The 23,903-nt window shown below is 36.2% G+C and carries 20 protein-coding genes and 2 tRNA genes; 20 read left to right on the top strand and 2 right to left on the bottom strand.

Annotated features, from left to right (window positions below; genetic code table 11):
• The first annotated feature begins 221 nt into the window (after window positions 1-221).
• From glmU to CDZ89_RS00170, 14 genes are all read left to right on the top strand, one after another.
• A complete protein-coding gene (glmU, locus tag CDZ89_RS00235) occupies window positions 222-1,592 on the top strand; it encodes a bifunctional UDP-N-acetylglucosamine diphosphorylase/glucosamine-1-phosphate N-acetyltransferase GlmU (protein ID WP_100332954.1) in 1,371 nt (456 codons plus the stop codon).
• 19 nt (window positions 1,593-1,611) lie between these two features.
• Entirely contained in the window at window positions 1,612-2,565 is a 954-nt protein-coding gene (locus tag CDZ89_RS00230) for a ribose-phosphate diphosphokinase (RefSeq protein WP_096156072.1), read from the top strand.
• A 105-nt stretch (window positions 2,566-2,670) separates the two neighbouring features.
• The gene (locus tag CDZ89_RS00225) at window positions 2,671-3,306 is read left to right on the top strand and encodes a 50S ribosomal protein L25/general stress protein Ctc (protein WP_100332953.1); all 636 of its coding nucleotides are present in this window, start codon (window positions 2,671-2,673) and stop codon (window positions 3,304-3,306) included.
• Between the two features lie 182 nt (window positions 3,307-3,488).
• Complete coding sequence (gene pth, locus CDZ89_RS00220; protein ID WP_096157025.1) at window positions 3,489-4,049, top strand: aminoacyl-tRNA hydrolase; 561 nt, start codon at window positions 3,489-3,491, stop codon at window positions 4,047-4,049.
• Between the two features lie 163 nt (window positions 4,050-4,212).
• Window positions 4,213-4,443, top strand: a complete 231-nt coding sequence (locus tag CDZ89_RS00215; RefSeq protein WP_096156070.1) for an anti-sigma-F factor Fin — start codon at window positions 4,213-4,215, stop codon at window positions 4,441-4,443.
• Window positions 4,444-4,517: 74 nt separating this feature from the next.
• A complete protein-coding gene (gene mfd / locus CDZ89_RS00210) occupies window positions 4,518-8,057 on the top strand; it encodes a transcription-repair coupling factor (RefSeq protein ID WP_100332952.1) in 3,540 nt (1,179 codons plus the stop codon).
• Between the two features lie 215 nt (window positions 8,058-8,272).
• Entirely contained in the window at window positions 8,273-8,809 is a 537-nt protein-coding gene (spoVT, locus tag CDZ89_RS00205; protein ID WP_096156067.1) for a stage V sporulation protein T, read from the top strand.
• 248 nt (window positions 8,810-9,057) lie between these two features.
• Entirely contained in the window at window positions 9,058-10,650 is a 1,593-nt protein-coding gene (locus CDZ89_RS00200) for a putative polysaccharide biosynthesis protein (RefSeq protein ID WP_100332951.1), read from the top strand.
• Between the two features lie 14 nt (window positions 10,651-10,664).
• Window positions 10,665-12,128: a bifunctional methyltransferase/pyrophosphohydrolase YabN gene (locus CDZ89_RS00195; protein ID WP_100332950.1), complete on the top strand. Its 1,464-nt coding sequence runs from the start codon at window positions 10,665-10,667 to the stop codon at window positions 12,126-12,128.
• 13 nt (window positions 12,129-12,141) lie between these two features.
• Window positions 12,142-12,417, top strand: coding sequence for an RNA-binding S4 domain-containing protein (locus tag CDZ89_RS00190; RefSeq protein ID WP_096156061.1), 276 nt, complete (start codon window positions 12,142-12,144; stop codon window positions 12,415-12,417).
• Between the two features lie 68 nt (window positions 12,418-12,485).
• Entirely contained in the window at window positions 12,486-12,788 is a 303-nt protein-coding gene (gene yabP, locus CDZ89_RS00185; RefSeq protein WP_096156059.1) for a sporulation protein YabP, read from the top strand.
• Window positions 12,785-13,420 carry a spore cortex biosynthesis protein YabQ gene (yabQ, locus tag CDZ89_RS00180; RefSeq protein ID WP_096156058.1) on the top strand — a complete coding sequence of 212 codons (636 nt, stop codon included), beginning with the start codon at window positions 12,785-12,787 and terminating at the stop codon, window positions 13,418-13,420. The genes yabP and yabQ overlap by 4 nt, the downstream gene beginning before the upstream one ends.
• Before the next feature lie 17 nt (window positions 13,421-13,437).
• The gene (locus tag CDZ89_RS00175) at window positions 13,438-13,833 is read left to right on the top strand and encodes an FtsB family cell division protein (protein ID WP_096156056.1); all 396 of its coding nucleotides are present in this window, start codon (window positions 13,438-13,440) and stop codon (window positions 13,831-13,833) included.
• Window positions 13,834-13,909: 76 nt separating this feature from the next.
• Window positions 13,910-14,326 carry a S1 domain-containing RNA-binding protein gene (locus CDZ89_RS00170; RefSeq protein ID WP_096156054.1) on the top strand — a complete coding sequence of 139 codons (417 nt, stop codon included), beginning with the start codon at window positions 13,910-13,912 and terminating at the stop codon, window positions 14,324-14,326.
• Between the two features lie 136 nt (window positions 14,327-14,462).
• Here CDZ89_RS00170 and CDZ89_RS00165 read toward each other — a convergent pair.
• Both CDZ89_RS00165 and CDZ89_RS00160 read right to left on the bottom strand, forming a co-directional pair.
• Window positions 14,463-14,534: transfer RNA gene (locus CDZ89_RS00165), tRNA-Glu, on the bottom strand.
• A 9-nt stretch (window positions 14,535-14,543) separates the two neighbouring features.
• Window positions 14,544-14,620: transfer RNA gene (locus CDZ89_RS00160), tRNA-Met, on the bottom strand.
• 307 nt (window positions 14,621-14,927) lie between these two features.
• Between CDZ89_RS00160 and spoIIE the strand changes: the two genes are divergently transcribed.
• The 6 genes from spoIIE to ftsH all read left to right on the top strand — a co-directional run bounded on the left by spoIIE (window position 14,928) and on the right by ftsH (window position 23,692).
• Window positions 14,928-17,414 (top strand): stage II sporulation protein E, encoded by a 2,487-nt coding sequence (gene spoIIE / locus CDZ89_RS00155; protein WP_198508211.1) that lies wholly within the window; start codon window positions 14,928-14,930, stop codon window positions 17,412-17,414.
• A 173-nt stretch (window positions 17,415-17,587) separates the two neighbouring features.
• On the top strand, window positions 17,588-18,325 hold the full coding sequence (locus CDZ89_RS00150; protein ID WP_096156053.1) for a vWA domain-containing protein: 738 nt from the start codon (window positions 17,588-17,590) through the stop codon (window positions 18,323-18,325).
• Window positions 18,291-19,292 carry a protein kinase domain-containing protein gene (locus CDZ89_RS00145; RefSeq protein ID WP_100332948.1) on the top strand — a complete coding sequence of 334 codons (1,002 nt, stop codon included), beginning with the start codon at window positions 18,291-18,293 and terminating at the stop codon, window positions 19,290-19,292. Before CDZ89_RS00150 ends, CDZ89_RS00145 begins: the two co-directional genes overlap by 35 nt.
• A 403-nt stretch (window positions 19,293-19,695) precedes the next feature.
• On the top strand, window positions 19,696-21,111 hold the full coding sequence (gene tilS, locus CDZ89_RS00140; protein ID WP_100332947.1) for a tRNA lysidine(34) synthetase TilS: 1,416 nt from the start codon (window positions 19,696-19,698) through the stop codon (window positions 21,109-21,111).
• Between the two features lie 4 nt (window positions 21,112-21,115).
• Window positions 21,116-21,661, top strand: coding sequence for a hypoxanthine phosphoribosyltransferase (hpt, locus tag CDZ89_RS00135; RefSeq protein ID WP_100332946.1), 546 nt, complete (start codon window positions 21,116-21,118; stop codon window positions 21,659-21,661).
• An 87-nt stretch (window positions 21,662-21,748) separates the two neighbouring features.
• A complete protein-coding gene (ftsH, locus tag CDZ89_RS00130; RefSeq protein WP_100332945.1) occupies window positions 21,749-23,692 on the top strand; it encodes an ATP-dependent zinc metalloprotease FtsH in 1,944 nt (647 codons plus the stop codon).
• Window positions 23,693-23,903: the final 211 nt, after the last annotated feature.

Below are 23,903 nucleotides of genomic sequence, written 5' to 3'. Positions count from 1 at the left end.
ACATCGTCAAAAACTCAAAAAAAATATGTAAAATAAATGTACTTTCATTATGTTTCTTGAAATACCCTGCTATTTAGGATATATTCGTAATGGATAATTAGGTGATTCAATAGTTACAATGAGTTAGTTTCGGCTAAATTAGAAAACGAATTAAAGACTTTGGAGAACTGAATAGATATTCTTAACGAACTTTATATATTCATGTATAATGGAGGCGTAATATGTCGAAAAAATATGCAGTCATTTTAGCGGCCGGTCAAGGTACGCGAATGAAATCTAAACTATACAAAGTACTACACCCTGTATGTGGAAAACCTATGGTAGAACATGTAGTCGATCATGTCGCATCATTAAATTTCTCCAGTGTCGTAACGGTTGTGGGGCATGGTGCAGAATTAGTTAAAACACAACTTGGTGAACAAAGTGAATACGTTTTACAAGAAGAGCAACTTGGAACAGCACATGCTGTAATGCAAGCGGCTCCAATCTTAGAAGGAAAACAAGGTATTACGCTTGTAATTTGTGGTGACACTCCACTTATTACTCCTGAAACAATGGAAAAACTATTGGCTGAACATGATCGAACAAAAGCGAAAGCTACCATTCTTACATCATATGCCGAAGACCCAACTGGTTATGGAAGAATTATTCGAAACAGCTCAGGGTTAGTCGAAAAAGTTGTAGAACATAAAGATGCTTCTGATGATGAAAGAAAGATTACAGAAATCAACACAGGTACGTATTGCTTTGACAATGAAGCATTATTTACAGCGTTAAAAAATGTATCTAATGATAATGTTCAAGGAGAGTACTACTTACCGGATGTAATCGAAATATTAAAGAATGAAGGCGAAATTGTTTCTGCCTACCAAACAATGAATCTAGATGAAACATTAGGTGTGAATGACCGTGTTGCTTTAGCTCTAGCTGAAAAAATTATGCGTGCTCGTATTAACAAAAAGCATATGGTAAATGGAGTAACCATTATTGATTCAGAAAACACTTATATTTCAGCGGATACTCTTATCGGTCGTGACACAATTGTTTACCCAGGTACATCAATAGAAGGAAAAACAGTTATTGGTGAAGATAATGTTATTGGACCTAATACAGAAATTAAAAATAGCAAGATAGGTAACAATACGAACATTAAACAATCCGTTATTCATGAAAGTGAAGTAGGTAATGAAGTAAATATTGGTCCATTTGCACATGTACGTCCCGATTCTGTTATCGGCAATGAAGTAAAGCTTGGTAACTTTGTAGAAGTGAAAAAGGCGACATTTGGTGATGGAAGTAAAGCAAGTCATTTGAGTTATATTGGTGATGCCGAAGTTGGAAAAGATGTAAACATCGGTTGTGGTTCTATTACTGTTAACTATGATGGCAAGAAAAAGTACTTAACAAAAATAGAAGATGGAGTGTTTGTTGGATGTAACTCTAACCTTGTAGCTCCTGTAACGGTAGGAAAAGGTGCATATGTAGCAGCCGGTTCCACTATTACAGAAGATGTTCCAGGGAATGCACTTTCCATTGCAAGAGCACGCCAAGTCAATAAAGAAGACTATGTAACGAAGCTTCATTCTAAATAAAAATTAGTGGAGGATAACAATGCCTTATAAATATGCTGGATCTAATCTTAAAATTTTCACTTTAAATTCTAATATCGCTTTAGCAGAGGAAATCGCTACTCACATCGGTGTTCCGCTGGGGAAATGTTCTGTAGCGCGTTTTAGTGATGGAGAAGTACAAATCAACATTGAAGAAAGTATTCGTGGTTGCGATGTTTTCGTTATTCAATCAACTAGTGCACCTGTTAACGAACATATCATGGAAACGCTTATTATGATTGATGCATTAAAGCGTGCATCTGCTAAAACAATTAATATCGTTATGCCTTATTACGGCTATGGTAGACAAGACCGTAAAGCGCGTGCTCGTGAGCCAATTACAGCGAAATTAGTAGCAAACTTATTAGAAACTGCTGGTGCTACTCGTGTGATTACATTAGATTTACATGCTCCACAAATTCAAGGTTTCTTTGACATCTTAATTGACCACCTGATGGGTGTACCAATTTTAGCGGAGTACTTTGAAAGCAAAGGATTAGAAGATATTGTTATCGTTTCTCCAGACCACGGCGGTGTTACTCGTGCAAGAAAGCTTGCTGATCGCCTGAAAGCACCAATTGCTATTATTGATAAGCGCAGACCTCGTCCAAATGTTGCAGAAGTAATGAATATCGTAGGTCATATTGAAGGACGTACAGCTATTTTAATAGATGATATGATTGATACAGCTGGTACGATTACATTAGCGGCAAACGCACTCATAGAAAACGGTGCAAAAGAAGTGTATGCATGTTGTACACATCCAGTACTTTCTGGACCAGCTATTGAGCGTATTGATAGCTCGAAAATTAAAGAATTAGTCGTTACGAATACAATTGCACTTTCTGAAGAAAAGAAAAGCTCAAAGATTACAGAACTATCTGTAGCCAAACTTATTTCTGAAGCAATCGTACGTGTTTATGAACAGAAATCTGTAAGTACGTTATTTGATTAAACGTATCTAACATATATAGTTGCAAACTTGTATGTTTAAGCTTCCTACATTTAGGGAAAGTTTTATATAGGACAAATCTATATAATGCGTAGGAAGGTGAATAGTATGAGTGCAACGTTACAAGCGGTGGAAAGAACACAGTTCAATAAATCTGCTAGAACAAAAACGAGACAAGATGGACACGTTCCAGCAGTTGTGTATGGGAATAATACTGATAATAAAGCAATCAGTGTGGATGGAAAAGAGTTTCTTAAAACAATCCGAAATGTAGGTCGAAACGGTATTATTACGCTAGAAATTGGATCAGACAAGCGTAAAGTTATGCTTTCTGACTACCAAACAGATCCATTAAAAGCTAGTGAATTTGTTCATCTCGACTTCCAGGTTGTAAACTTTAAGCAAGAAATTGATGTAGATGTGAATGTTGTTTTAACAGGTGAAGCCCAAGGTGTTAAAGATGGTGGAGTATTGCAACATGTATTGCACCAAGTTTCTGTAAAAACTTTACCAAACAATGTTCCGGAAGCAGTAGAAGTAGATATTTCAAACTTAGCTGTTAACGAAACGATAACAGTTGGGGATGTCCAAAGTTCTGGTAAGTACACGCTAAATCATAATGATGAAGAGGTTATTGCTTCCATCCTTCCTCCGAAACAAGAAGAGGAAATTGATAGTGGTGAAGAGCAAGAGCCTGGTGAACCGGAACTAGTAGAAGGTAGAGAAAATAAAGAAGAGGCGTAACCTTTTAGGTTGCGTCTTTTGTCTATTTACAGTAATGTTTTCAATATGGAATAAAACCGATGCTTTTAAAGTACAAGGGAAAAAATAATAAGACTAAAGTAAACATGGAGGTCTTCTTTATGTTCCAAAAACTACGTACCCTTTTTGCCAAAAAGGAAGAAGAAGAAGTAGGAGGAGTAGGAATGAAGCTTTTTGTAGGACTAGGGAATCCAGGTCTACAATATGATCAAACACGCCATAATATTGGATTTATGGTAATAGATGAATTAGCAAAGCGCTGGAACATCCCTTTAACACAATCAAAGTTTAAAGGCGCGTTTGGACATGGAATGGTTCAAGGAGAAAAAGTATTATTAGTGAAACCATTAACGTATATGAACTTATCAGGAGAGTGTATAAGGCCGTTAATGGACTTTTATAAAGTAGATATAGAAGACATATATGTAATCTATGACGATCTCGATCTTCCAGTAGGAAAATTACGACTACGTCAAAAAGGAAGTGCTGGCGGACATAACGGTATTAAATCGCTTTTACAGCACCTACATACGCAAGAGTTTAATCGAATCCGAATGGGGATTTCACGTCCTCAAAACGGTCAATCTGTTTCTGATTATGTATTAGGAAAGTTTACTTCAGAAGAGTTAGCAGTCATGAAGGATTCTATGCAAAAGGCATCTGACGCATGTGAAGAATCACTGAAAACAGAATTTTTACAAGTCATGAACAACTTTAATAAGTGAGTGAATTTTATATTGTTGAAACACTTTTCGTATAACGAATAATAAAACGAATTTCAGTAAACGACCGTAATTATAATGTAATTACAGTAATACAATAACTAATAGCCGTATAACATTGGCTCCTCCTGTTTATACTAATCTTAAAAAGTGCGGGAGGACTAAGATGGCTATTCATTATCATTGTAGACATTGTAGTTGTAAGGTTGGCTCAATTGAAAACTCAAGTATTTATGCAGAAACATTAGGATTTCATCAACTGTCAGCGGATGAAAGAAAAGAAATGATCAATTACCAACAAAATGGTGATATACATGTACAAACAATTTGTGAAGATTGTCAGGAGGCACTCGATAGATATCCTGAGTTCCACGAATACGAATCTTTTATACAGTAAACATTTGCTTTGGTTGAAGCCAAAGCCTTTTTGTGTATCAGCATGTACAAGGTAAGAGAGGGGGAAGAAGCTAAATGAATAATATAATTTCTTATTTTACAGAAAATGATGACTTTCAATCTGTCGTTGTAGGGTTAGAAGAAGGATTAAGAGAGCAACTAATATCCGGTCTATCAGGCTCTGCACGAACGTTGTTTGCTGCATCTATTTATGAGAAAACGGATAAACCGATGCTAATTGTGACACATAATTTATTTCATGCTCAAAAAATATATGAAGACTTATCTAATTTAATTGAAGATGACAGGCTTTTCCTTTTTCCAGTAAACGATGTGTTAGCTGCTGAAATTAGTATAGCTAGTCCTGAACTGAAAGCGCAAAGAATAGACGCGCTAAACCATTTAGCTTCACGTAAGCGAGGGGTTGTCATTGCACCTATTGCGGGTTTGAAGAGAATACTACCTACAGTGGAACGTTGGAATTCTTCTATTATTAAGTTTGAAGTCGGAAAAGTAATTGATATTGAGAAGATAACAAATGATTTAGTTAACCTTGGATATGAGCGAGTATCCTTGGTTGCAACTCCAGGAAACTTCAGTATACGTGGAGGAATCATTGATATATATCCACTAACAGAAGAAAATCCTATTCGAATAGAGCTGTTTGATGACGAAATAGATTCCATTCGTTTTTTTTCTGCAGAAGATCAACGTTCTTTAAAGAGCATAACCTCCATCCAGGTGGGACCAGCTGAGGAAATTTTATTTACACCTGGTGAAATTCAAAATGGAGCGGAAAAATTAAAAGAGTGCTTAGCATCTACATTAAAAAAAGTAAAGAATGAGAAAGTTAAACAACTTTTGTCAGAAAACATTTCCTACGAAATCGAAATGTTCCAAAGTGGCAATGTCATTAAAGAAGTATATAAATATATGTCGTTTTTCTATGAAAAACCAAGTAGTTTACTAGATTACTTATCGACTGGTGGAATTGTTTTATATGACGAAATTGCCAGAATTCAAGAAAGCGCGGATAGTTTAGATAAGGAAGAAGCAGAGTGGCTTGTTGAATTATTAGCAGAAGGAAAAGTAGTACAGGATATTACGTTTTCCCATTCTTTTTCAAAGTTGTTGCAAAATAAATCAACGTTCGTCATTTATTTATCGTTATTTTTACGTCATGTTGCACATACACACCCAGAAAATCTTGTGAATTTCTCTTCTAAGTCGATGCAGCATTTTCATGGTCAAATGCATTTGTTAAAAAGTGAAGTAGATCGGTGGAAAAAATCAAATTATGCGATTCTCGTACTTGGACCTAATTCGGATCGTTTAGAGAAATTATCTACAACTTTAACAGATTATGGATTAGATATGCGAATCATCTCAGCAGATTCTTCTTTTGCACATGGCCAAATTCAGTTGGTAGAGGGAGATTTACAATCTGGTTTTGAACTTCCAATGCAAAAGTTAGCTGTTATTACAGAAGAAGAACTATTTAAGAAAAAAGCTAAAAAACCTCAAAAACGACAAAAGCTATCGAATGCAGAACGAATTAAAACGTATTCGGAATTAAATGTCGGGGACCACGTTGTTCACGTGAATCATGGTATAGGTAAGTATTTAGGTATTGAAACACTTGTCATAAACGGCATTCATAAAGATTACATGCATCTTAAGTATCAAGGTACAGATAAGTTGTATGTACCAGTTGAGCAAATTGACCAAGTCCAGAAATTTGTAGGATCAGAAGGAAAAGAGCCGAAAGTTTATAAACTAGGTGGTAACGATTGGAAAAAAGTAAAGAAAAAAGTTGAGTCTTCTGTACAAGATATTGCAGATGATTTAATTAAACTGTATGCCGAAAGAGAAGCTAGTATTGGATTTGCTTTTTCACCGGATAGCGAACAACAGCGTGAATTTGAAGAAAGCTTTGCATATAAAGAAACAGACGACCAAATGCGTTCCATTATTGAAATCAAAAAAGACATGGAAAATGAACGACCGATGGACCGCTTATTATGTGGTGACGTTGGATACGGGAAAACGGAAGTTGCTATTCGCGCTGCGTTTAAAGCAATTATTGATGAAAAACAGGTGGCAATCTTAGTGCCAACGACTATTCTTGCCCAACAACATTATGAAACAATCCGTGAACGCTTCCAAGACCATGCGATTAATATTGGATTATTAAGCCGATTCCGTTCCCGAAAACAACAAACGGAAACGATGAAAGGCCTAGAACGAGGCACGATAGATATCGTAGTAGGAACACACCGATTATTATCAAAAGACATTAAGTATAAAGACCTAGGCTTGTTAATTGTAGATGAAGAACAGCGCTTTGGTGTGATGCATAAAGAAAAGATAAAAAAAATGAAGGCTAATATTGATGTATTAACCTTAACGGCAACACCAATTCCGAGAACATTGCATATGTCTATGCTTGGAGTGCGTGATTTATCTGTTATTGAAACACCACCAGAAAACCGCTTCCCAGTTCAAACATATGTAATGGAGTATAACGGCTCTTTAGTTAAAGAATCGATAGAACGTGAACTTGCTCGTGATGGCCAAGTGTATTTTCTCTACAATCGAGTAGAAGACATTGAGAGAAAAGCAGAAGAAATATCGATGCTTGTACCTGAAGCGCGCGTTATTGCGGCTCACGGCAGGATGACCGAAAATGAATTAGAATCGGTTATGTTGCAGTTTTTAGAAGGAGAAGCGGATGTATTAGTAAGTACAACTATTATTGAAACAGGCGTAGACATTCCAAATGTAAATACATTAATCGTTTTCGATGCAGATCGAATGGGTCTTTCCCAATTGTATCAGTTGCGTGGAAGAGTAGGGCGCTCGAACCGTGTTGCATATGCCTACTTTACCTATCGTAAAGATAAAGTATTAACAGAAGTTGCAGAAAAAAGATTACAAGCGATTAAAGAATTTACGGAGCTTGGATCAGGATTTAAAATTGCCATGCGAGATTTGTCCATTCGAGGCGCAGGAAACTTATTAGGATCTCAGCAACACGGATTTATTGATTCAGTTGGTTTTGACTTGTACTCTCAAATGTTAAAAGAAGCAATTGACCAACGGAAAGGCATAGACACAGCGGATACTAGACGCCATATAGAAATAGATGTAGAAGTCGATGCTTACTTACCTGATAAATATATTTCCGATAGTCGTCAAAAAATTGATATGTATAAAAGATTCCGAGGGGTAAACTCAGTAGAAGATGTGGCTGAGTTAAAAGAAGAGTTAGTGGACCGCTTCGGTGACTATCCGGATGAAGTGGCATATTTACTTGCGATCGCTGAAATAAAAATGATTGGTCTAGCTGAACAGGTAGAGCAAGTGAAGCAAATAAAAGACGATGTTCATATTCTTTTCTCAGAAGAAGTGTCCACACAATTAAATCCATTCATTCGTGAAATCGTCGCTTTAATGGACAAATTTGGTAGAGGTGTTAATCCGAGTTCTGATGGAGCAAAATTTAAAATCGTTATCCAAATAAAAGGGAAAACAACCGGTGAATGGCTTTCTATTGTAAGAGGGTTGCTTGAAGGGGTTGCAAACATTAAGCGTAGGAAAGTTAGTGTTTCTTAAGATAAAAATGTTTAAGTATGTCTAATATTGTCTATATAAATACTGGGGGATTTTACAATTAGAAAAAAACTTTTCCAACATGTATATAAACATTTACTTGTAAGATACTAACTTCAAACAAAGGTGAATTCTTCAATAAAAGGGCAAGTTGATCAATTCCACCAAATTTTACTCATCTCTTTTTATCATCAGATGAAGGAGGCAACCGAAGACAAATGAAAGCAACTGGTATTGTTCGACGTATTGATGATTTAGGTAGGGTTGTAATTCCAAAAGAAATTAGAAGAACATTGCGAATCCGTGAGGGAGACCCTCTTGAAATTTTTGTGGATCGTGATGGCGAAGTAATCTTGAAGAAGTACTCACCAATTAGTGAATTAGGTGATTTTGCTAAAGAGTACGCTGAAGCATTGTACGATAGTTTAGGACAACCTGTTCTAATCTGTGATCGTGATACTTTTATAGCAGTAGCTGGTAGCTCAAAAAAGGAATATTTAAATAAAAGTGTCAGTGACATCATCGAACGTGCTATGGAAGAAAGAAGTTCAATTATAAAAACAGATGAACAGCAAGCAGCAATAGTAGATGGACATGTTGAGACGATTGCATCTTACACAATTGGCCCAATTGTTGCAAATGGAGATCCTATCGGTGCAGTAGTGATTATGTCAAAAGACAAATCACTTGGCGAGGTAGAGCAAAAAGCAGTCGAAACAGCAGCAGGATTTTTAGCAAGGCAAATGGAATCATAGAAATAAAAGCAAAAAAAGATAGCATCCGGTAACCAATAGCCGTGTTGCTATCTTTTTTTGTGGCGAGAAAGTGTTTGGAAATCAACAGAAACCTTTAACACAGCCACAATATTATATCTGCCGAAAAAAATTTATATAAGACTCCACATTTTTCTTAGCCTATAAATATGTAACTTACCTGCTCTTATCTAGGAATGATATAATGAATAAATTGTAAGCTATAAACATCAAGGTTAGGCGGGGAATTTATGGGGAGCATTCAATCCCAGAACGATTTAAAAAATGCATGGCGAGGAGCCATGATTCTAACTGTAGCGGGAATAATAACGAAAATATTAAGTGCCGGTTACCGTATTCCTTTTCAAAATATTGTCGGCGATGTAGGATTTTATATATACCAGCAAGTCTATCCTTTTTATGGAGTCGCCTTAATTCTTTCTATATATGGATTTCCAGTAGTCATCTCTAAATTAGTTGCAGAACAACCTTTAGCAGAAAGAAGAGCAGCCATACATAAAATAATGAATGTATCCTTTATTTTGCTCTCTTTCTTAGGTCTCCTATTGTTTATTAGCCTATACGTTGGGGCACGTGAAATAGCTATCCTAATGGGAGATGTTAGACTAACATCCATCATAAAAGTTACATCCTTTACTTTTTTAATTTTACCGATTGTATCAACGTTACGAGGTGCTTTTCAAGGCGAAAACAATATGACACCTACCGCCGTTTCACAAGTGTCAGAACAGTTTTTTCGGGTGTTGTTTATTATTGGTGCTTCATATTTCTTACTAGTAAAAGGTGAGAGTTTGTATACTATCGGAGCGGGGGCAATGCTCGGATCTGTAGTAGGTGGAATCGTCGCACTGGTTCTTCTGTTATTTTTATGGAGAAAATATAAAAGGAACGAAGAAGGGAAAGAGAAAACGACTCTTACAACGCTAGAAATAAGCAAAGTATTATTCATACAAGGGTTTACCATTTGTATTAGTAGTTTGTTGTTAATATTGCTACAAATGATAGATGCATTTACGATATATGCCATACTCATTCAAACAGGAATCGAAGAAGAGCTGGCGAAACAGTTAAAAGGAAGTTACGACAGAGGGCAACCACTTATCCAGTTAGGTACTGTCGTAGCGACAGCTTTCTCGTTATCACTTGTTCCTTTAATTACCATCGCTAAAGGGAAAAACGATCAACAACTGATAAAGGATAAAGTATCTTTATCTATACGTGTATCCATACTTATTGGCTTAGGTGCCTCTTTTGGTTTAGCGTTGTTAATTGGTCCAATTAACACGATGCTGTTTAAAAATAGCTTTAGTTCGGATGTTTTATTCGTCTTAAGCTTTTCTATCCTTTTTAGCAGTATAGCTCTAACAGCAGCGGCTATTTTACATGGTTTGAACAAACCACTGTTACCAGCAGGTTTTGTATTAATAGGGGTAGGGGCGAAATGGATAATGAATGTAGGGCTTGTTCCAGTCTACGGAACGCTAGGGGCTGCGTTTAGTACGGTTTTGGCCTTGGCGGTTGTTGCCTTCTTATTAATAATGTCGGTTAAAAAGAGGACAGGTGTAGCGATTTGGAACACCTCACATGTTTATACTTTAGGAAAAGCCGTTATACTAATGACTATTCTATTAACGGCTTACATGCAAGTAACAAGCCTCCTACAATGGGATGGTAGACTTAGTGCAACCATTATTGCATTTATCGGTGTATTCCTTGGTGGAGCAATATATTTAGTTACCATACTAAGAAGTTCATTTTTCCAGGAAAAAGAACTATCACTACTACCACTAGGAAACAAAATAACATTCTTGTTAAAAAAATAAAGAGGGTGTCATAAATGAAACAAATTACAGTCATTGGACTAGGTGCAGGAGACTTAGAACAGCTCCCACTCGGAATATATAAGATATTAAAAGCAAGCACACGACTATTTTTAAGAACAAAGGATCACCCTGTTGTACGTACCTTAGAAGAAGAAGGTATTACTTATGAATCATTTGATTCTATTTACGAAATGCATGACTCTTTTGAAAAAGTTTACGATAACATTGTAAACTTATTACTAGATCTAAGCGCTCAAGGACCGCTTATCTATGCTGTACCAGGACATCCACTTGTAGCAGAAAAAACAGTTCAACTACTCCTAGAATTAGAAAGGAATGGAAGAGTTGAACTAGAAATAAAAGGCGGACAAAGCTTTTTGGATCCATTATTTACTGCTGTCGGTCTGGATCCAATAGATGGATTTCAGTTATTAGATGGAACTAGTTTATTAAAAGAAGAAATTCAACCAACACAAGCTTTAATTATCGGACAAGTGTACGATGCATTTATTGCTTCAGAGGTAAAGTTAACACTAATGGAGATCTATCCAGATGACTTTGAAGTAAAGCTTGTTACTGCAGCTGGAACGAAAGAAGAAGCGGTACAATCTGTGCCTCTTTATGAATTAGATAGAGTAACATCTTTAAATAATTTAACAAGCGTTTATGTACCAAGGGTGGAAGATGAAAAGATTCTTTATAAACAATTCTCTTCTTTCCGTCAGACAATAGCTACATTAAGAGGTCCAAATGGCTGTCCTTGGGACCAAAAACAAACACATGAATCATTAAAGCGCTATCTAATTGAAGAAACATATGAGTTGTTAGATGCTATTAACAATGAAGATGTCGATGGTATGATGGAGGAACTAGGCGACGTACTTTTACAAGTACTGTTACATGCTCAAATCGGAGAAGATGAAGGGTACTTCAGTATCGATGATGTAATTGAAACCATTAATGAAAAGATGGTAAGGCGCCATCCGCATGTTTTTGGAGATATTACTGTTGAAAATGACGAAGAGGTCGTTTCTAATTGGGAAGAAATAAAAAAAGTAGAAAAGGCAGAAAGACAAGATGAGTCACTATTAGATAGTGTTGCAAGAAGCTTACCCGCTTTATCTAGAGCACTACATTTACAAAAGAAAGCGGGAAAAGTTGGCTTTGATTGGCAGGACGATGCCCCAATGTGGGCGAAGATAAAAGAGGAGATCTTAGAGCTTAAAGAAGAGCTGAAGAATAATAGTGATGAGAAATTAGTGATGGTAGAGTTTGGAGATTTACTATTTGCATTTGTAAATATTGCAAGGTTTTATGCTATTGAGCCAGAAGATGCATTACATGCAACAAACGAAAAATTTTACAAAAGGTTTTGTTATATAGAAGATAAGGTAAGAAATAAAGGAAAAGTAATGACAGATTTATCATTAGAAGAGCTAGATGCAATTTGGGAAGAAGCAAAAAGAGAAGGCTTGTAAGGGGGAATATTAAATGAGATTAGATAAATTTTTAAAAGTTTCAAGGATTATTAAAAGAAGGACACTAGCAAAAGAAGTAGCGGAAAAAGGAAGAATCTACATTAATGGAAATCAAGCGAAAGCTAGTAGTTCCGTTAAAGGTGGAGATGAATTAACGATCCATTTTGGCCAAAAAGTTGTAACCGCAAGGATCGAAACTATTAAAGAAAATGCCAAGAAAGAAGAAGCTTCCATGATGTATACAATTCTAAAAGAAGAGCGAGTTAGTTTAGACGAACAACAATTGTAAGGGCTTGTTCTAAATATTTATCCCTCTCATATATATGTACTATAAATGTTTAATAGTGAGGGATGAATATGAACCAATATTATGAAGCGAATAACGCAAACAAAAGTGTTCAAGAACAAGACATCATTATGCGCAGTAGAAGACTTCTAGATATTACAGGTGTTAAGCAAGTAGAAAGCTTTGATAACGAAGAATTTTTACTTGAAACAGTTATGGGCTTTTTAGCGGTGAGAGGTCAAAATTTACAGATGAAAAATTTAGATGTAGATAAAGGGGTAGTTTCCATTAAAGGAAAAATTATGGAGATTATTTACTTAGACGATGCTCACGCGGAGAAAGCTAAAGGATTCTTTAGTAAGTTGTTCAAATGAGTTTAACGGTTCAATTTTATACGATGATCGCGATGATTGGTGTCGGTGTTTGGCTTGGAATAGCCATTGATACTTACAACCGATTTTTAAAGCGGGAAAATAGAGCCAAATGGATTGTTTTTGCTAACGACATTTTATTTTGGCTCTTGCAAGGTTTAGTTGCCTTTTATGTTTTGTTGCTAGTCAACGAAGGAGAATTGAGATTTTATATATTAATTGCCTTAGTTTGTGGATTTGCAGCCTATCAAGCTTTATTGAAATACGTATATTTAAGCTTATTAGAGACGGTTATCCAGATTACAATAGCTATCTACCAATTCATATACAAGCTAGTTATGACAGTAATAGTTAAGCCAATAAAATGGATCGTACAAGCTATAATAGCCACTTTACTATTCCTTTTGCACGTACTGTATTCTATTGGGAAGTTTTTAGTAAAATTTATCTGGAAAACTTTCATCCTATTGACTCTTCCAATAAAATGGCTTTTCGTGTTAATATGGAAGTTGTTACCGAGAAAAATGACAGATTTTCTACTAAAAACGAGAAAACAATTTGCAGGATATTTAGTTCGTGGAAAGAACTTTTTAATAAAGCTAGTAAAACATGCAAAGAAGATTTGGAAGCGCTAGGAAGGAGCTGAGGATACATGAGCGCGACTAACAAAGAAAAGGTTACTAGATTTCAATCAACCTACTCACAAGAAAAAGAAGAACAACAACGAAAACAAGCTAAAAAGCGAAAAGGGCTAATGATGAGACTAGCATTTTTTTTCGCAGTCGTGCTAATGACTACAGGCTTCTTGGGGAAATCTTATTTAGATCAGCGTGTCTTACTCAATGAAAAGTTAGAGCAAAAAGTCGCGTTGCAAAAAGAGTTAGCCCAACTAGAAAAAGAACAACAATTTTTAGAAGAAGAAATTGTAAAACTAAATGATGACGAGTATATCGCAAAAATTTTGCGACGAGATTATTTTATGTCAGAAGAGGGCGAAATCATCTTTAGAGTCACAGAAGATTCAACAGATGGGTCTTCGTCTTATTGACACATTAAAATTAGTCTAGTTATAATGTAGTATAAGAGTCTTATTTTTTATGATTTTAAGGAGGAGCATTTTTTTTATGTCAATCGAAGTAGGCAGCAAGTTACAAGGTAAAGTAACAGGAATAACTAATTTTGGGGCGTTTGTGGAGCTGCCAGGTGGTATCACTGGTCTTGTTCACATTAGTGAAGTCGCAGATAATTATGTAAAAGATATTAATGAACACCTTAAAGTAGGCGATGAGGTGAAAGTAAAAGTCATTAATGTCGAAAAAGACGGCAAGATCGGCTTATCCATTAAAAAGGCAAGCGATACGTACCGTGAACCAGAAAAGCGCTCTCACCAACCGCGCCCGAAAAAACGCGAAGAAGTTCGTCCTAAAGAGAATTTCGAACAAAAAATGGCACGATTCCTTAAGGATAGCGAAGATCGTCTTACTACTTTAAAGCGCAGCACAGAATCTAAACGTGGTGGCCGCGGAGCAAGAAGAGGGTAACTTGCTGCTGAACTAACTATATATAGCAAGAATTTCTGAACGTACTCATTCATTGGGTGCGTTTTTTGTTTTATGGGATAAATAATATGACAACAAAAAACCCCCTCAAAGATAGAGGGGGTTTTACATTATATTATGACCCATACGGGATTCGAACCCGTGTTACCGCCGTGAAAGGGCGGTGTCTTAACCGCTTGACCAATGGGCCTAAAAATTATGGTAGCGGCGGAGGGAGTCGAACCCACGACCTCACGGGTATGAACCGTACGCTCTAGCCAGCTGAGCTACACCGCCATAATCATTAAGCATGTCATTTTTAAAAAGATTTATTAGACACAAGAAATATAGTACTAAGATATTAAGTATATGTCAACAGAAAATAAAAATGTTAGAAAATTTTATACAATTTATCTGTATTTGCGTATGTATTTTACATAAATACCTCTAAAAATTTACCAATTCCCCACCTATTCTGCCACCTTTTCCGTGAAATACAAGAATTAAGTCGAACGTTTTATGTTTATCTCTTTGTTTGTTTGACAAAACTTTTTAAAATCGGCTTGTATAATGAACACAATGATTATAACGGGAGTGGATGAATGTGGAAAGGATCGAAAGGAATATACCAGAGCCGACATCGGAAGTGCAATTTGAAAAAGCTCAAAAGAAACTATCTTTATTCTCTAAAAAGATAAGATCCATGTTCATGTCGGTATTTCTTCATCAAGGTTTTTTACTTATATTTATTGGTTTTCTTTTAGGACGAGCTTTAATACTTGGAGAACTAACACCTTTTGCCTTACCGTTTTTCGCAGCGGTCTACTTATTAAAGGCTAAACGGGCAGGCCTTACTTTCTTGGCACTTATAATAGGTGCTCTAACTGTATCAGGTGTAACTGCCATATATATTACAGTTGGAATGTTTCTGTTTATGCTGACATTCAAGTTAGTTCGCAAGCTCGGGTACGATACGTTAAAGTTCCTGCCATTTCTTGTATTTGGTTCTGTGTTTTTAGCTAAAACCGCGATACTATATGTTTCGTCTAACATACTCCTATACGATTGGATGATGATAGGGGTGGAAGCTGGGCTAGGTTTTATTTTAACAATGATCTTCTTACAAAGTATTCCTTTGCTTACGATGAAAAAGAAAAAACAAACTTTTAAAACAGAGGAAATCATTTGTTTAATTATCTTACTAGCATCTGTACTAACGGGAACGATAGGTTGGACTTACTATGATATGTCGATGGAACATGTTTTTTCTAGATATTTAGTTTTAATGTTTGCGTTTGTAGCAGGTGCCACAGTAGGTGCCACGGTTGGGGTTGTTACAGGATTAATATTAAGTTTAGCGACAGTTACTAGTTTGTATCAAATGAGTTTACTGGCTTTTGCAGGTTTATTAGGAGGTCTATTAAAAGAGGGGAGAAAGCTTGGAGTATCTGTCGGGTTGCTGCTAGGGACTTTGTTAATTGGTATTTATGGAGACGGGTATCAGCATTTATTACCTACATTGATGGAATCTTTAATGGCTATTACTTTATTTTTATTAACTCCACAAAGAGCTATATCATCATTAGCAAAACATATACCTGGTACAGCAGAACATACGCAAGAGCAACAACAATATATGAGAAAAATTCGTGATGTTACCGCTAACAGAGTGGAACAATTCTCTCACGTGTTTGAAGCTCTATCTAGCAGTTTCTCCAAGCTTCATGCTGACCAAGACACAGAAGAAAGAGGAAAAGATTTATTCTTAAGTAACGTAACAGAAAAAACATGCCAAAATTGCTTTAAAAAAGAACAATGTTGGTCGAAAAATTTCGATACAACCTATCAACATATGTCTAATTTGATGGACGCTATGGAAGATGGTTCGCTTATCACGAACATAAAGCTTCAAAGAGAATTTGAAAAACATTGTTCCAAATCAGATAAAGTGAAGCAAGCTATATCGCAAGAACTCCTGCACTTTCAAGCTAGTGAAAAATTAAAAAGACAACTTAAAGAAAGTAGAAGACTTGTAGCTGACCAATTGTTGGGTGTTTCACAAGTTATGGATGACTTTGCCAAAGAAATTCAAAGAGAGCGTGAAAATCATTATGCACAAGAAGAGCAAATACTAGAAGCACTGCAAGCTTTTGGAATCGAAATTGAACATGTAGAAATATATTGTCTTGAACAAGGAAACGTTGATATAGAAATGACCATTCCTTATTGTTCAGAAACAGGTGAAGCAGAAAAATTAATTGCCCCTATGTTATCCGATATTTTACAAGAAAATATTATGGTGAAAAAAGAAGACTCTAGTCCATACAGTGAAGGTTACTCCCACGTTTCATTTGGTTCGGCGAAAGCGTTTGTCATAGATACAGGTGTTGCTCATGCTGCAAAAGGGGGAGGGTTCATCTCAGGGGATAGTTATTCTACGATAGAGTTAGGATTAGGGAAATATGCGATAGCAATTAGTGATGGAATGGGGAATGGAGAGCGGGCTCATTTTGAGAGCAATGAAACATTAAAGTTATTACAAAAAATATTACAGTCTGGTATAGAGGAAAAGGTTGCTATTAAAAGTGTAAACTCTGTATTGACGTTACGAACGACAGACGAAATATTTACAACGCTAGACTTAGCAATGATAGATTTACAAGATGGCTCTGCCAAGTTTTTAAAAGTTGGTTCTACACCAAGTTTTATAAAACGAGGGGATCGTGTCATTAAGGTGGAAGCAAGCAATTTACCAATGGGGATTATTCAAGAGTTTGATGTTGATGTAGTTAGTGAACAATTAAAAGCTGGTGACCTTCTAATCATGATGAGTGATGGCATTTTTGAAGGGCCTAAGCATGTGGAAAACTACGAAATGTGGATGAAGCGAAAAATAAGTGAGATTCAAAGTGTTAACCCTCAAGAGATAGCAGATGTACTGATGGAGGAAGTAATTAGAACCCGATCTGGCCAAATCCAAGATGACATGACAGTTATTGTTGCAAAGGTAAATCGAAACACACCTAAATGGGCGGCAATTCCAGCCTATCACTATATAACAAAATCAGAAGGAGTAAAAGTAGCCTTTTAAAAGAAAGCTATATTATAGAATGTTGTTGTCTTTAGTTAATTACGGTTGATTTCCGCAGAAATCAACAGCGGTATTTAACGCAATTAAAAGAAAAAATCTAGTAAAATACGTATAAAAATCTATTCATTCGACCAAGATGCTAATGGATTACTAGCATTGGGAGGGGATAGAAGATGTATAAAGGAACGTTAAAGCAAATTTTACTAATTACAGATGGTTGTTCTAACTCAGGAGAAGATCCAATAGCGATGGCAGCCTTAGCAAGAGAGCACGGTATGACAGTTAATGTTATTGGTGTAATGGATAAGGACATCATTGATGATAAAGGTATGCGAGAAATCGAGAATATTGCGTTATCAGGTGGTGGGGTTAGTCAAGTTGTGTATGCCACCCAGCTATCCCATACGGTTCAAATGGTAACACGAAAAGCGATGACACAAACATTACAAGGAGTTATCAATAAAGAATTACAACAAATCCTAGGTTCGAAATCTTCTATGGAAGACTTGCCGCCCGAAAAACGTGGAGAGGTTATGGAAGTGGTAGACGAGTTAGGAGAAACAGTCTCTTTAGAAGTATTAATATTAGTCGATACAAGTGCGAGTATGAAAATGAAGCTCCCGACAGTAAAAGAAGCATTGTTTGATTTGTCTCTTAGTTTAAATGCGAGAATGGGAAATAATAGTTTCGCGGTGTTTGTTTTCCCAGGAAAGCGTCAAGAAGTAGAGAATATACTAGATTGGACACCAAAATTAGAGTCCTTGTCTACCATATTTCCTAAGTTAACAACAGGCGGAATTACTCCAACGGGACCAGCCATTAGAGAAGCAATCTCACACTTTAGTAAAAATCGTTCCTCAAGGAGATTCATAGAAGATGATGAACAATACTTTGAAGAATCCGGATATTAATTTATCAAGGGGAGATATAGTTTTCGGAAAGTGGCATAAACATCATTATACGATTATCGACACACTTGGATATGGCGCCAATGGGTATGTGTACTTAGCGCTTGATAAAAATGCTAAGCATGTTGCCCTTAAACTAAGTGATAATAGTTTATCTATTACATCTGAAGTGAATGTATTAAAACACTTTTCCAAGGTCCAAGGGTTTGCCCTGGGGCCTTCTTTAATAGATGTCGATGATTGGGAAAAAACGAAAGGAAAGCAACCTATTTCATTTTATGTAATGGAATATTTAAAGGGGGAAAATTTTCTAGCGTTTGTTTCCCAAAGAGGAAACGAGTGGATTGGAGTACTAATTCTCCAGCTACTAACAGATTTAGAAGTTTTACATAATGAGGGATGGGTATTTGGTGATTTAAAGCCGGATAATTTAATTGTATCAAATGCTCCAGCTAAAGTTAGAATGTTAGATGTTGGGGGTACTACAATAAAAGGTAGAGCGATTAAAGAGTTCACGGAGTTTTTTGACAGAGGATATTGGGGCTTAGGTTCAAGAAAAGCAGAGCCAACGTACGATCTTTTTTCTGTCGCAATGATTATGGTTAACGCTTGTTATCCAAGGAGATTTCAAAAAGATGGTACAGGAATGAAACAACTAAAAAACGCCATACTTCGTCATCCTTGGTTAAGTAAACATCAACGCGTAGTAACCCGTGCTCTAGAGGGAAAGTATTCGACCGCAAAAGAGATGAAACTAGATTTAACAAAGTCATTAAGCAAAACGATTAGTAGTGATAAAACCCCTGTATCTGCCGATAGCGGGTCAAATAGATCAGCCAGTAGAATGGCAAGAAAGCAATCAAACCAGAAAAGAAGAGGAAAAAGGTATAAAGGTATAGTAGAAACGCTTGTGCTAGCATCCATTGTTTTTCTCGTTTACTTTATTTATGTATACGGTAATCTTCTATAATTGTATCCATTTCATAATTACTGATCGTTTAGCCAAAAACGGATGTTCTGTTTATTATAATAAAATAACGTTTGACATTAAACATTAATTATTTTAAAGAATAGGTTTAATATTCGTTTTTCGTTTAGTAATTGTATATTATGAAACTTACTCAGTTGGTTATTCGTAAATCCATCTCATAAAATCGGTTCGTTAAATTAAATACGAATAATTTTATTTAACAAAGAAAATAATCTTTGTTTATAAAGATGTTTCCAATACAGAAGAAATGTAAATATTCGTTTTTCGTATAGTAGTCATATACTATATAATGGACTCAATGCGCTTCTTTTTTGCAGGACCTTTATCTCCAGTGGTACGATAGAAGTAGATTAAAAATGGCTAGCGATAGGAAGAGCGATAAATGAAGCGAAAAGTATTGCAATTCATTAACAAGCACCAATTGATTGAAGATAATTCTACCATCGTAGTTGGAGTAAGTGGGGGACCGGATTCCGTTTGTTTGCTTCACCTTTTATTAGGATTACAAGAGGAAAGAAAAATAAAAATTGTAGTAACCCATGTGGACCATATGTTTCGTGGTAAAGAATCAGAAGATGATATGGAGTTTGTGAAAAAGCTATGTAGCAAACTAAATGTCCTAGTTGAAACGAAACAAATAGATGTATCTGCATATAAACAAAAAAACAAAGTAAGTGCTCAAGTTGCAGCGAGAGATTGTCGTTATTCCTTTTTTAAAGAAGTGATGTTAAAGCATAATGCAACCTCACTTGCTCTTGGTCAACACGGTGATGATCAAGTGGAGACGATCTTAATGAAAATAAGCCGTGGTTCTTCTATTCCGGGTTACGCCGGAATTTTGCCTAAACGGGCCTTTGAGTTAGGGTATGTCATTCGCCCATTGCTATCCGTTGGAAAAGAAGAAGTGTATCGTTATTTGCAAGAGAATGGTATAGAATATAGAACAGACCCTAGCAATGAGAAAACTGTTTATACAAGAAATAAAATTAGGCACGGGGTTATTCCAGCATTAAGAGAACTGTATCCAGGTCTACATGAAAAATTTCAGCTATTTAGCGAGCAAATGACAGAAGATAATATGTTATTAGAGGAATTAACTAAAAAGGAATTGAATAAAGTAGTGGAAAGTAAAAGGGAAGGTAATATGGTTATTCATAGAAATGCGTTGCTTTTATTGCCTAATCCTTTACAAAGAAGAGCTATTCAACTAATATTAAAATATCTCTATAATAACGAAGTTCCTCTAGCTCTATCCTCTATACATATTAAAGATTTGCAATCCATATTAGCTAGTGAGCAGCCTTCTGGTATATTGAATTTTCCAAACGGTTTAATCGTGGAGATTTCCTATAATAAATGTATCTTTTCATTTGAATCGGACAAAACGGTACAACCATACTGCATAGAAGTGGATGTTCCCGGAAAGACAATATTACCTACAAAAGATGAAATCATTTTCACAGTTTGGACACACTACAAAAGAGCAAGTACATACGAGCCAAATAGTGCAATTCTCGATTTATCAAAAGTGAAGCTGCCACTATATATTCGCACAAGGAAAAAAGGCGACCGAATAAAGCTAAAAGGAATGCAAGGTTCAAAAAAAGTTAAAAGCATCTTTATTGATAGTAAAATACCAATAAAGAAAAGGGAACACTGGCCAATTATTGTGGATGCGGAGGATAATCTATTATGGATTCCCTACTTAAAACGTTCATCGTTTGAAGCATCAGAAGAAACCAAGGGACCAGTTCTAGTTATTACAACTAAGTCGAGTTACAGTCTAGGAGGAAAATAACAAAATGAATCAAAATAACGACATCGAAAAAATTCTCTACAGCGAAGAAGAAATACAAGCAAAAGTAAGAGAGCTAGGGCAACAATTGACAGAAGAGTACCAAGATAGTTTTCCATTAGCAATTGGAGTTTTAAAAGGTGCAATGCCTTTCATGGCTGACCTTATTAAGAGAGTGGATACATATTTAGAAATAGACTTTATGGATGTTTCGAGTTATGGCAACTCTACTGTTTCTTCTGGAGAAGTAAAAATTTTAAAAGACCTGGATACATCTGTAGAAGGAAGAGACATATTAATTATTGAAGATATTATTGACAGTGGGTTAACATTAAGCTACTTAGTAGAACTTTTCCGTTATCGAAAAGCAAAATCCATTAAGATTGTTACACTTCTTGATAAACCAACAGGTCGTAAAGCAGCCATAAAAGCAGATTATGTAGGTTTTATCGTTCCAGATGAATTTGTAGTTGGATATGGATTAGACTACACACAAAAATATAGAAACTTACCATACATTGGTGTGTTAAAACCTGAAGTATACACAAAATAATAAACAAATAGCAGTCATTTCTTGAATTGGATTTATTTTCTATGATAATATTTTGTATAGTTTGTTTTTTGTGGGAGGAGGTAAGGAATGAGCAGAATATTTCGTAATACAATCTTTTATTTATTAATATTCTTAGTAGTTATCGGTGTGGTTAGTATTTTCAATAACCCTGGTACGAAAGAAGAGCCGATGACTCAAAATAAATTTATTCAGCATTTAGAGAATGACCAAGTGAAAAATTTCTCAATGCAACCAAAACGTTCTGTTTATGAAGTGAGAGGTACGTTAATTGGAGAAGATGGTAAACCGTTTATTGTAAACGTACTAAATGACCCAGGTGTTGTACAACGTATCAATGATTACTCACTTGCAAACCCTGGTGTAGAAATTAGTGTTGAGTTTGCAGAAGAGACAAGTGGTTGGGTGACCTTCTTCACCTCTATCATTCCGTTTGTAATCATCTTTATTTTATTCTTCTTCTTACTAAACCAAGCCCAAGGTGGCGGCGGTAGAGTGATGAACTTCGGTAAAAGTAAAGCGAAGTTATATAGTGAAGAAAAGAAAAAAGTGAAGTTTACAGACGTTGCTGGTGCAGATGAAGAAAAGCAAGAGTTAGTAGAAATTGTCGAGTTCTTAAAAGATCCTCGCAAGTTCTCTGAATTAGGCGCACGAATTCCAAAAGGTGTTTTATTAAATGGACCTCCGGGAACAGGTAAAACATTATTAGCTCGTGCAGTAGCTGGAGAGGCTGGAGTACCATTCTTCTCTATTAGTGGTTCTGACTTCGTAGAGATGTTCGTAGGGGTCGGTGCATCCCGTGTTCGTGATCTTTTCGAAAATGCTAAAAAGAATGCACCATGTATTATCTTCATTGATGAAATTGATGCAGTAGGTCGTCAACGTGGAGCAGGTTTAGGTGGAGGTCACGATGAGCGTGAGCAAACATTAAACCAATTACTAGTTGAGATGGATGGATTCGGAGCAAACGAAGGTATTATTATCGTAGCAGCAACTAACCGTCCTGACATACTAGACCCTGCATTATTACGTCCAGGTCGATTCGACCGTCAAATTACAGTAGACCGTCCTGATTTAAAAGGTCGTGAAGCAGTATTAGGTGTTCATGCTCGTAATAAGCCGTTAGACCCTAATATCAATTTGAAAACAATTGCAATGCGTACTCCAGGATTCTCTGGTGCGGATTTAGAAAACTTGTTAAACGAAGCAGCTCTTGTTGCGGCTCGTCATAGCAAGAAGCACATTGAAATGGAAGATTTGGATGAAGCGATCGACCGTGTCATTGCTGGACCTGCGAAAAAAGGTCGCGTTATTTCTGAAAAAGAGCGCAACATTGTTGCTTATCATGAAGCCGGTCATACGATCATTGGTGTCGTGTTAGATGAGGCTGATATGGTTCATAAAGTAACAATCGTACCTCGTGGTCAAGCTGGTGGATATGCTGTCATGTTACCAAGGGAAGACCGTTATTTTATGACAAAACCAGAGCTGCAAGCTAAGATTACAGGTCTCCTTGGTGGTCGTGTGGCGGAAGAAGTTACTTTTAATGAAGTGAGTACTGGCGCACACAATGACTTCCAACGTGCTACAGCTATTGCCCGTAAGATGGTTACAGAGTACGGAATGAGCGACAAACTTGGACCGCTTCAATTCGGTCAGGCTTCAGGTGGTCAAGTGTTCTTAGGTCGTGACATCCAAAACGAGCAAAACTACAGCGATCAAATCGCTTACGAAATTGATGTGGAAATTCAAACAATTATCAAAGATTGTTACGAGCGTGCTCGTAAGATCTTAACGGATAACCAAGATAAACTAGAGTTAATCGCCCAAACTTTATTAGAAGTGGAAACATTAGATGCAGAACAAATCAAACATCTAGTGGAAAAAGGAACATTACCACCACCTGTTGAAAAGGCTAAAGAAGAAGTGAAATCTTCTGAAGATGTAAAAGTCAACATTCACTCTAAAAAAGATGCTGAAGTAGCGAAAGAAGAAAAGAAAGAAGATAAATAACAAAAAAGATGCCATCACTGGCATCTTTTTTTGTATGGATAAACGTCAAAAAGGTATGAATTTCCTGAGAAATAATAGTTTTATACATTAAAACGAGATTCCAGTGGATTTACGTTTTATATGCAAATATAGTTGATTTCAGCTGCAGGTGTGAGACTCCTGCGACCGCCCGCGGAAAGCGAACACCTGCAGCTGAAATCAACATTTAACA

The sequence above is a fragment of the Bacillus alkalisoli genome (assembly GCF_002797415.1).
Taxonomy (GTDB): Bacteria; Bacillota; Bacilli; order Bacillales; family Bacillaceae_I; genus Bacillus_CD; species Bacillus_CD alkalisoli.
The sequence above is the reverse complement of the archived record's forward strand: the minus strand, read 5'-3'. Positions and strand labels throughout refer to the sequence as shown.

Bases quoted from the DNA above. Each gene is read 5' to 3' on its own strand.
- glmU (WP_100332954.1), top strand. From the start codon at position 222: ATGTCGAAAAAATATGCAGTCATTTTAGCGGCCGGTCAAGGTACGCGA.
- CDZ89_RS00230 (WP_096156072.1), top strand. From the start codon at position 1,612: ATGCCTTATAAATATGCTGGATCTAATCTTAAAATTTTCACTTTAAAT.
- CDZ89_RS00225 (WP_100332953.1), top strand. From the start codon at position 2,671: ATGAGTGCAACGTTACAAGCGGTGGAAAGAACACAGTTCAATAAATCT.
- pth (WP_096157025.1), top strand. From the start codon at position 3,489: ATGAAGCTTTTTGTAGGACTAGGGAATCCAGGTCTACAATATGATCAA.
- CDZ89_RS00215 (WP_096156070.1), top strand. From the start codon at position 4,213: ATGGCTATTCATTATCATTGTAGACATTGTAGTTGTAAGGTTGGCTCA.
- mfd (WP_100332952.1), top strand. From the start codon at position 4,518: ATGAATAATATAATTTCTTATTTTACAGAAAATGATGACTTTCAATCT.
- spoVT (WP_096156067.1), top strand. From the start codon at position 8,273: ATGAAAGCAACTGGTATTGTTCGACGTATTGATGATTTAGGTAGGGTT.
- CDZ89_RS00200 (WP_100332951.1), top strand. From the start codon at position 9,058: ATGGGGAGCATTCAATCCCAGAACGATTTAAAAAATGCATGGCGAGGA.
- CDZ89_RS00195 (WP_100332950.1), top strand. From the start codon at position 10,665: ATGAAACAAATTACAGTCATTGGACTAGGTGCAGGAGACTTAGAACAG.
- CDZ89_RS00190 (WP_096156061.1), top strand. From the start codon at position 12,142: ATGAGATTAGATAAATTTTTAAAAGTTTCAAGGATTATTAAAAGAAGG.
- yabP (WP_096156059.1), top strand. From the start codon at position 12,486: ATGAACCAATATTATGAAGCGAATAACGCAAACAAAAGTGTTCAAGAA.
- yabQ (WP_096156058.1), top strand. From the start codon at position 12,785: ATGAGTTTAACGGTTCAATTTTATACGATGATCGCGATGATTGGTGTC.
- CDZ89_RS00175 (WP_096156056.1), top strand. From the start codon at position 13,438: ATGAGCGCGACTAACAAAGAAAAGGTTACTAGATTTCAATCAACCTAC.
- CDZ89_RS00170 (WP_096156054.1), top strand. From the start codon at position 13,910: ATGTCAATCGAAGTAGGCAGCAAGTTACAAGGTAAAGTAACAGGAATA.
- CDZ89_RS00150 (WP_096156053.1), top strand. From the start codon at position 17,588: ATGTATAAAGGAACGTTAAAGCAAATTTTACTAATTACAGATGGTTGT.
- CDZ89_RS00145 (WP_100332948.1), top strand. From the start codon at position 18,291: ATGATGAACAATACTTTGAAGAATCCGGATATTAATTTATCAAGGGGA.
- tilS (WP_100332947.1), top strand. From the start codon at position 19,696: ATGAAGCGAAAAGTATTGCAATTCATTAACAAGCACCAATTGATTGAA.
- hpt (WP_100332946.1), top strand. From the start codon at position 21,116: ATGAATCAAAATAACGACATCGAAAAAATTCTCTACAGCGAAGAAGAA.
- ftsH (WP_100332945.1), top strand. From the start codon at position 21,749: ATGAGCAGAATATTTCGTAATACAATCTTTTATTTATTAATATTCTTA.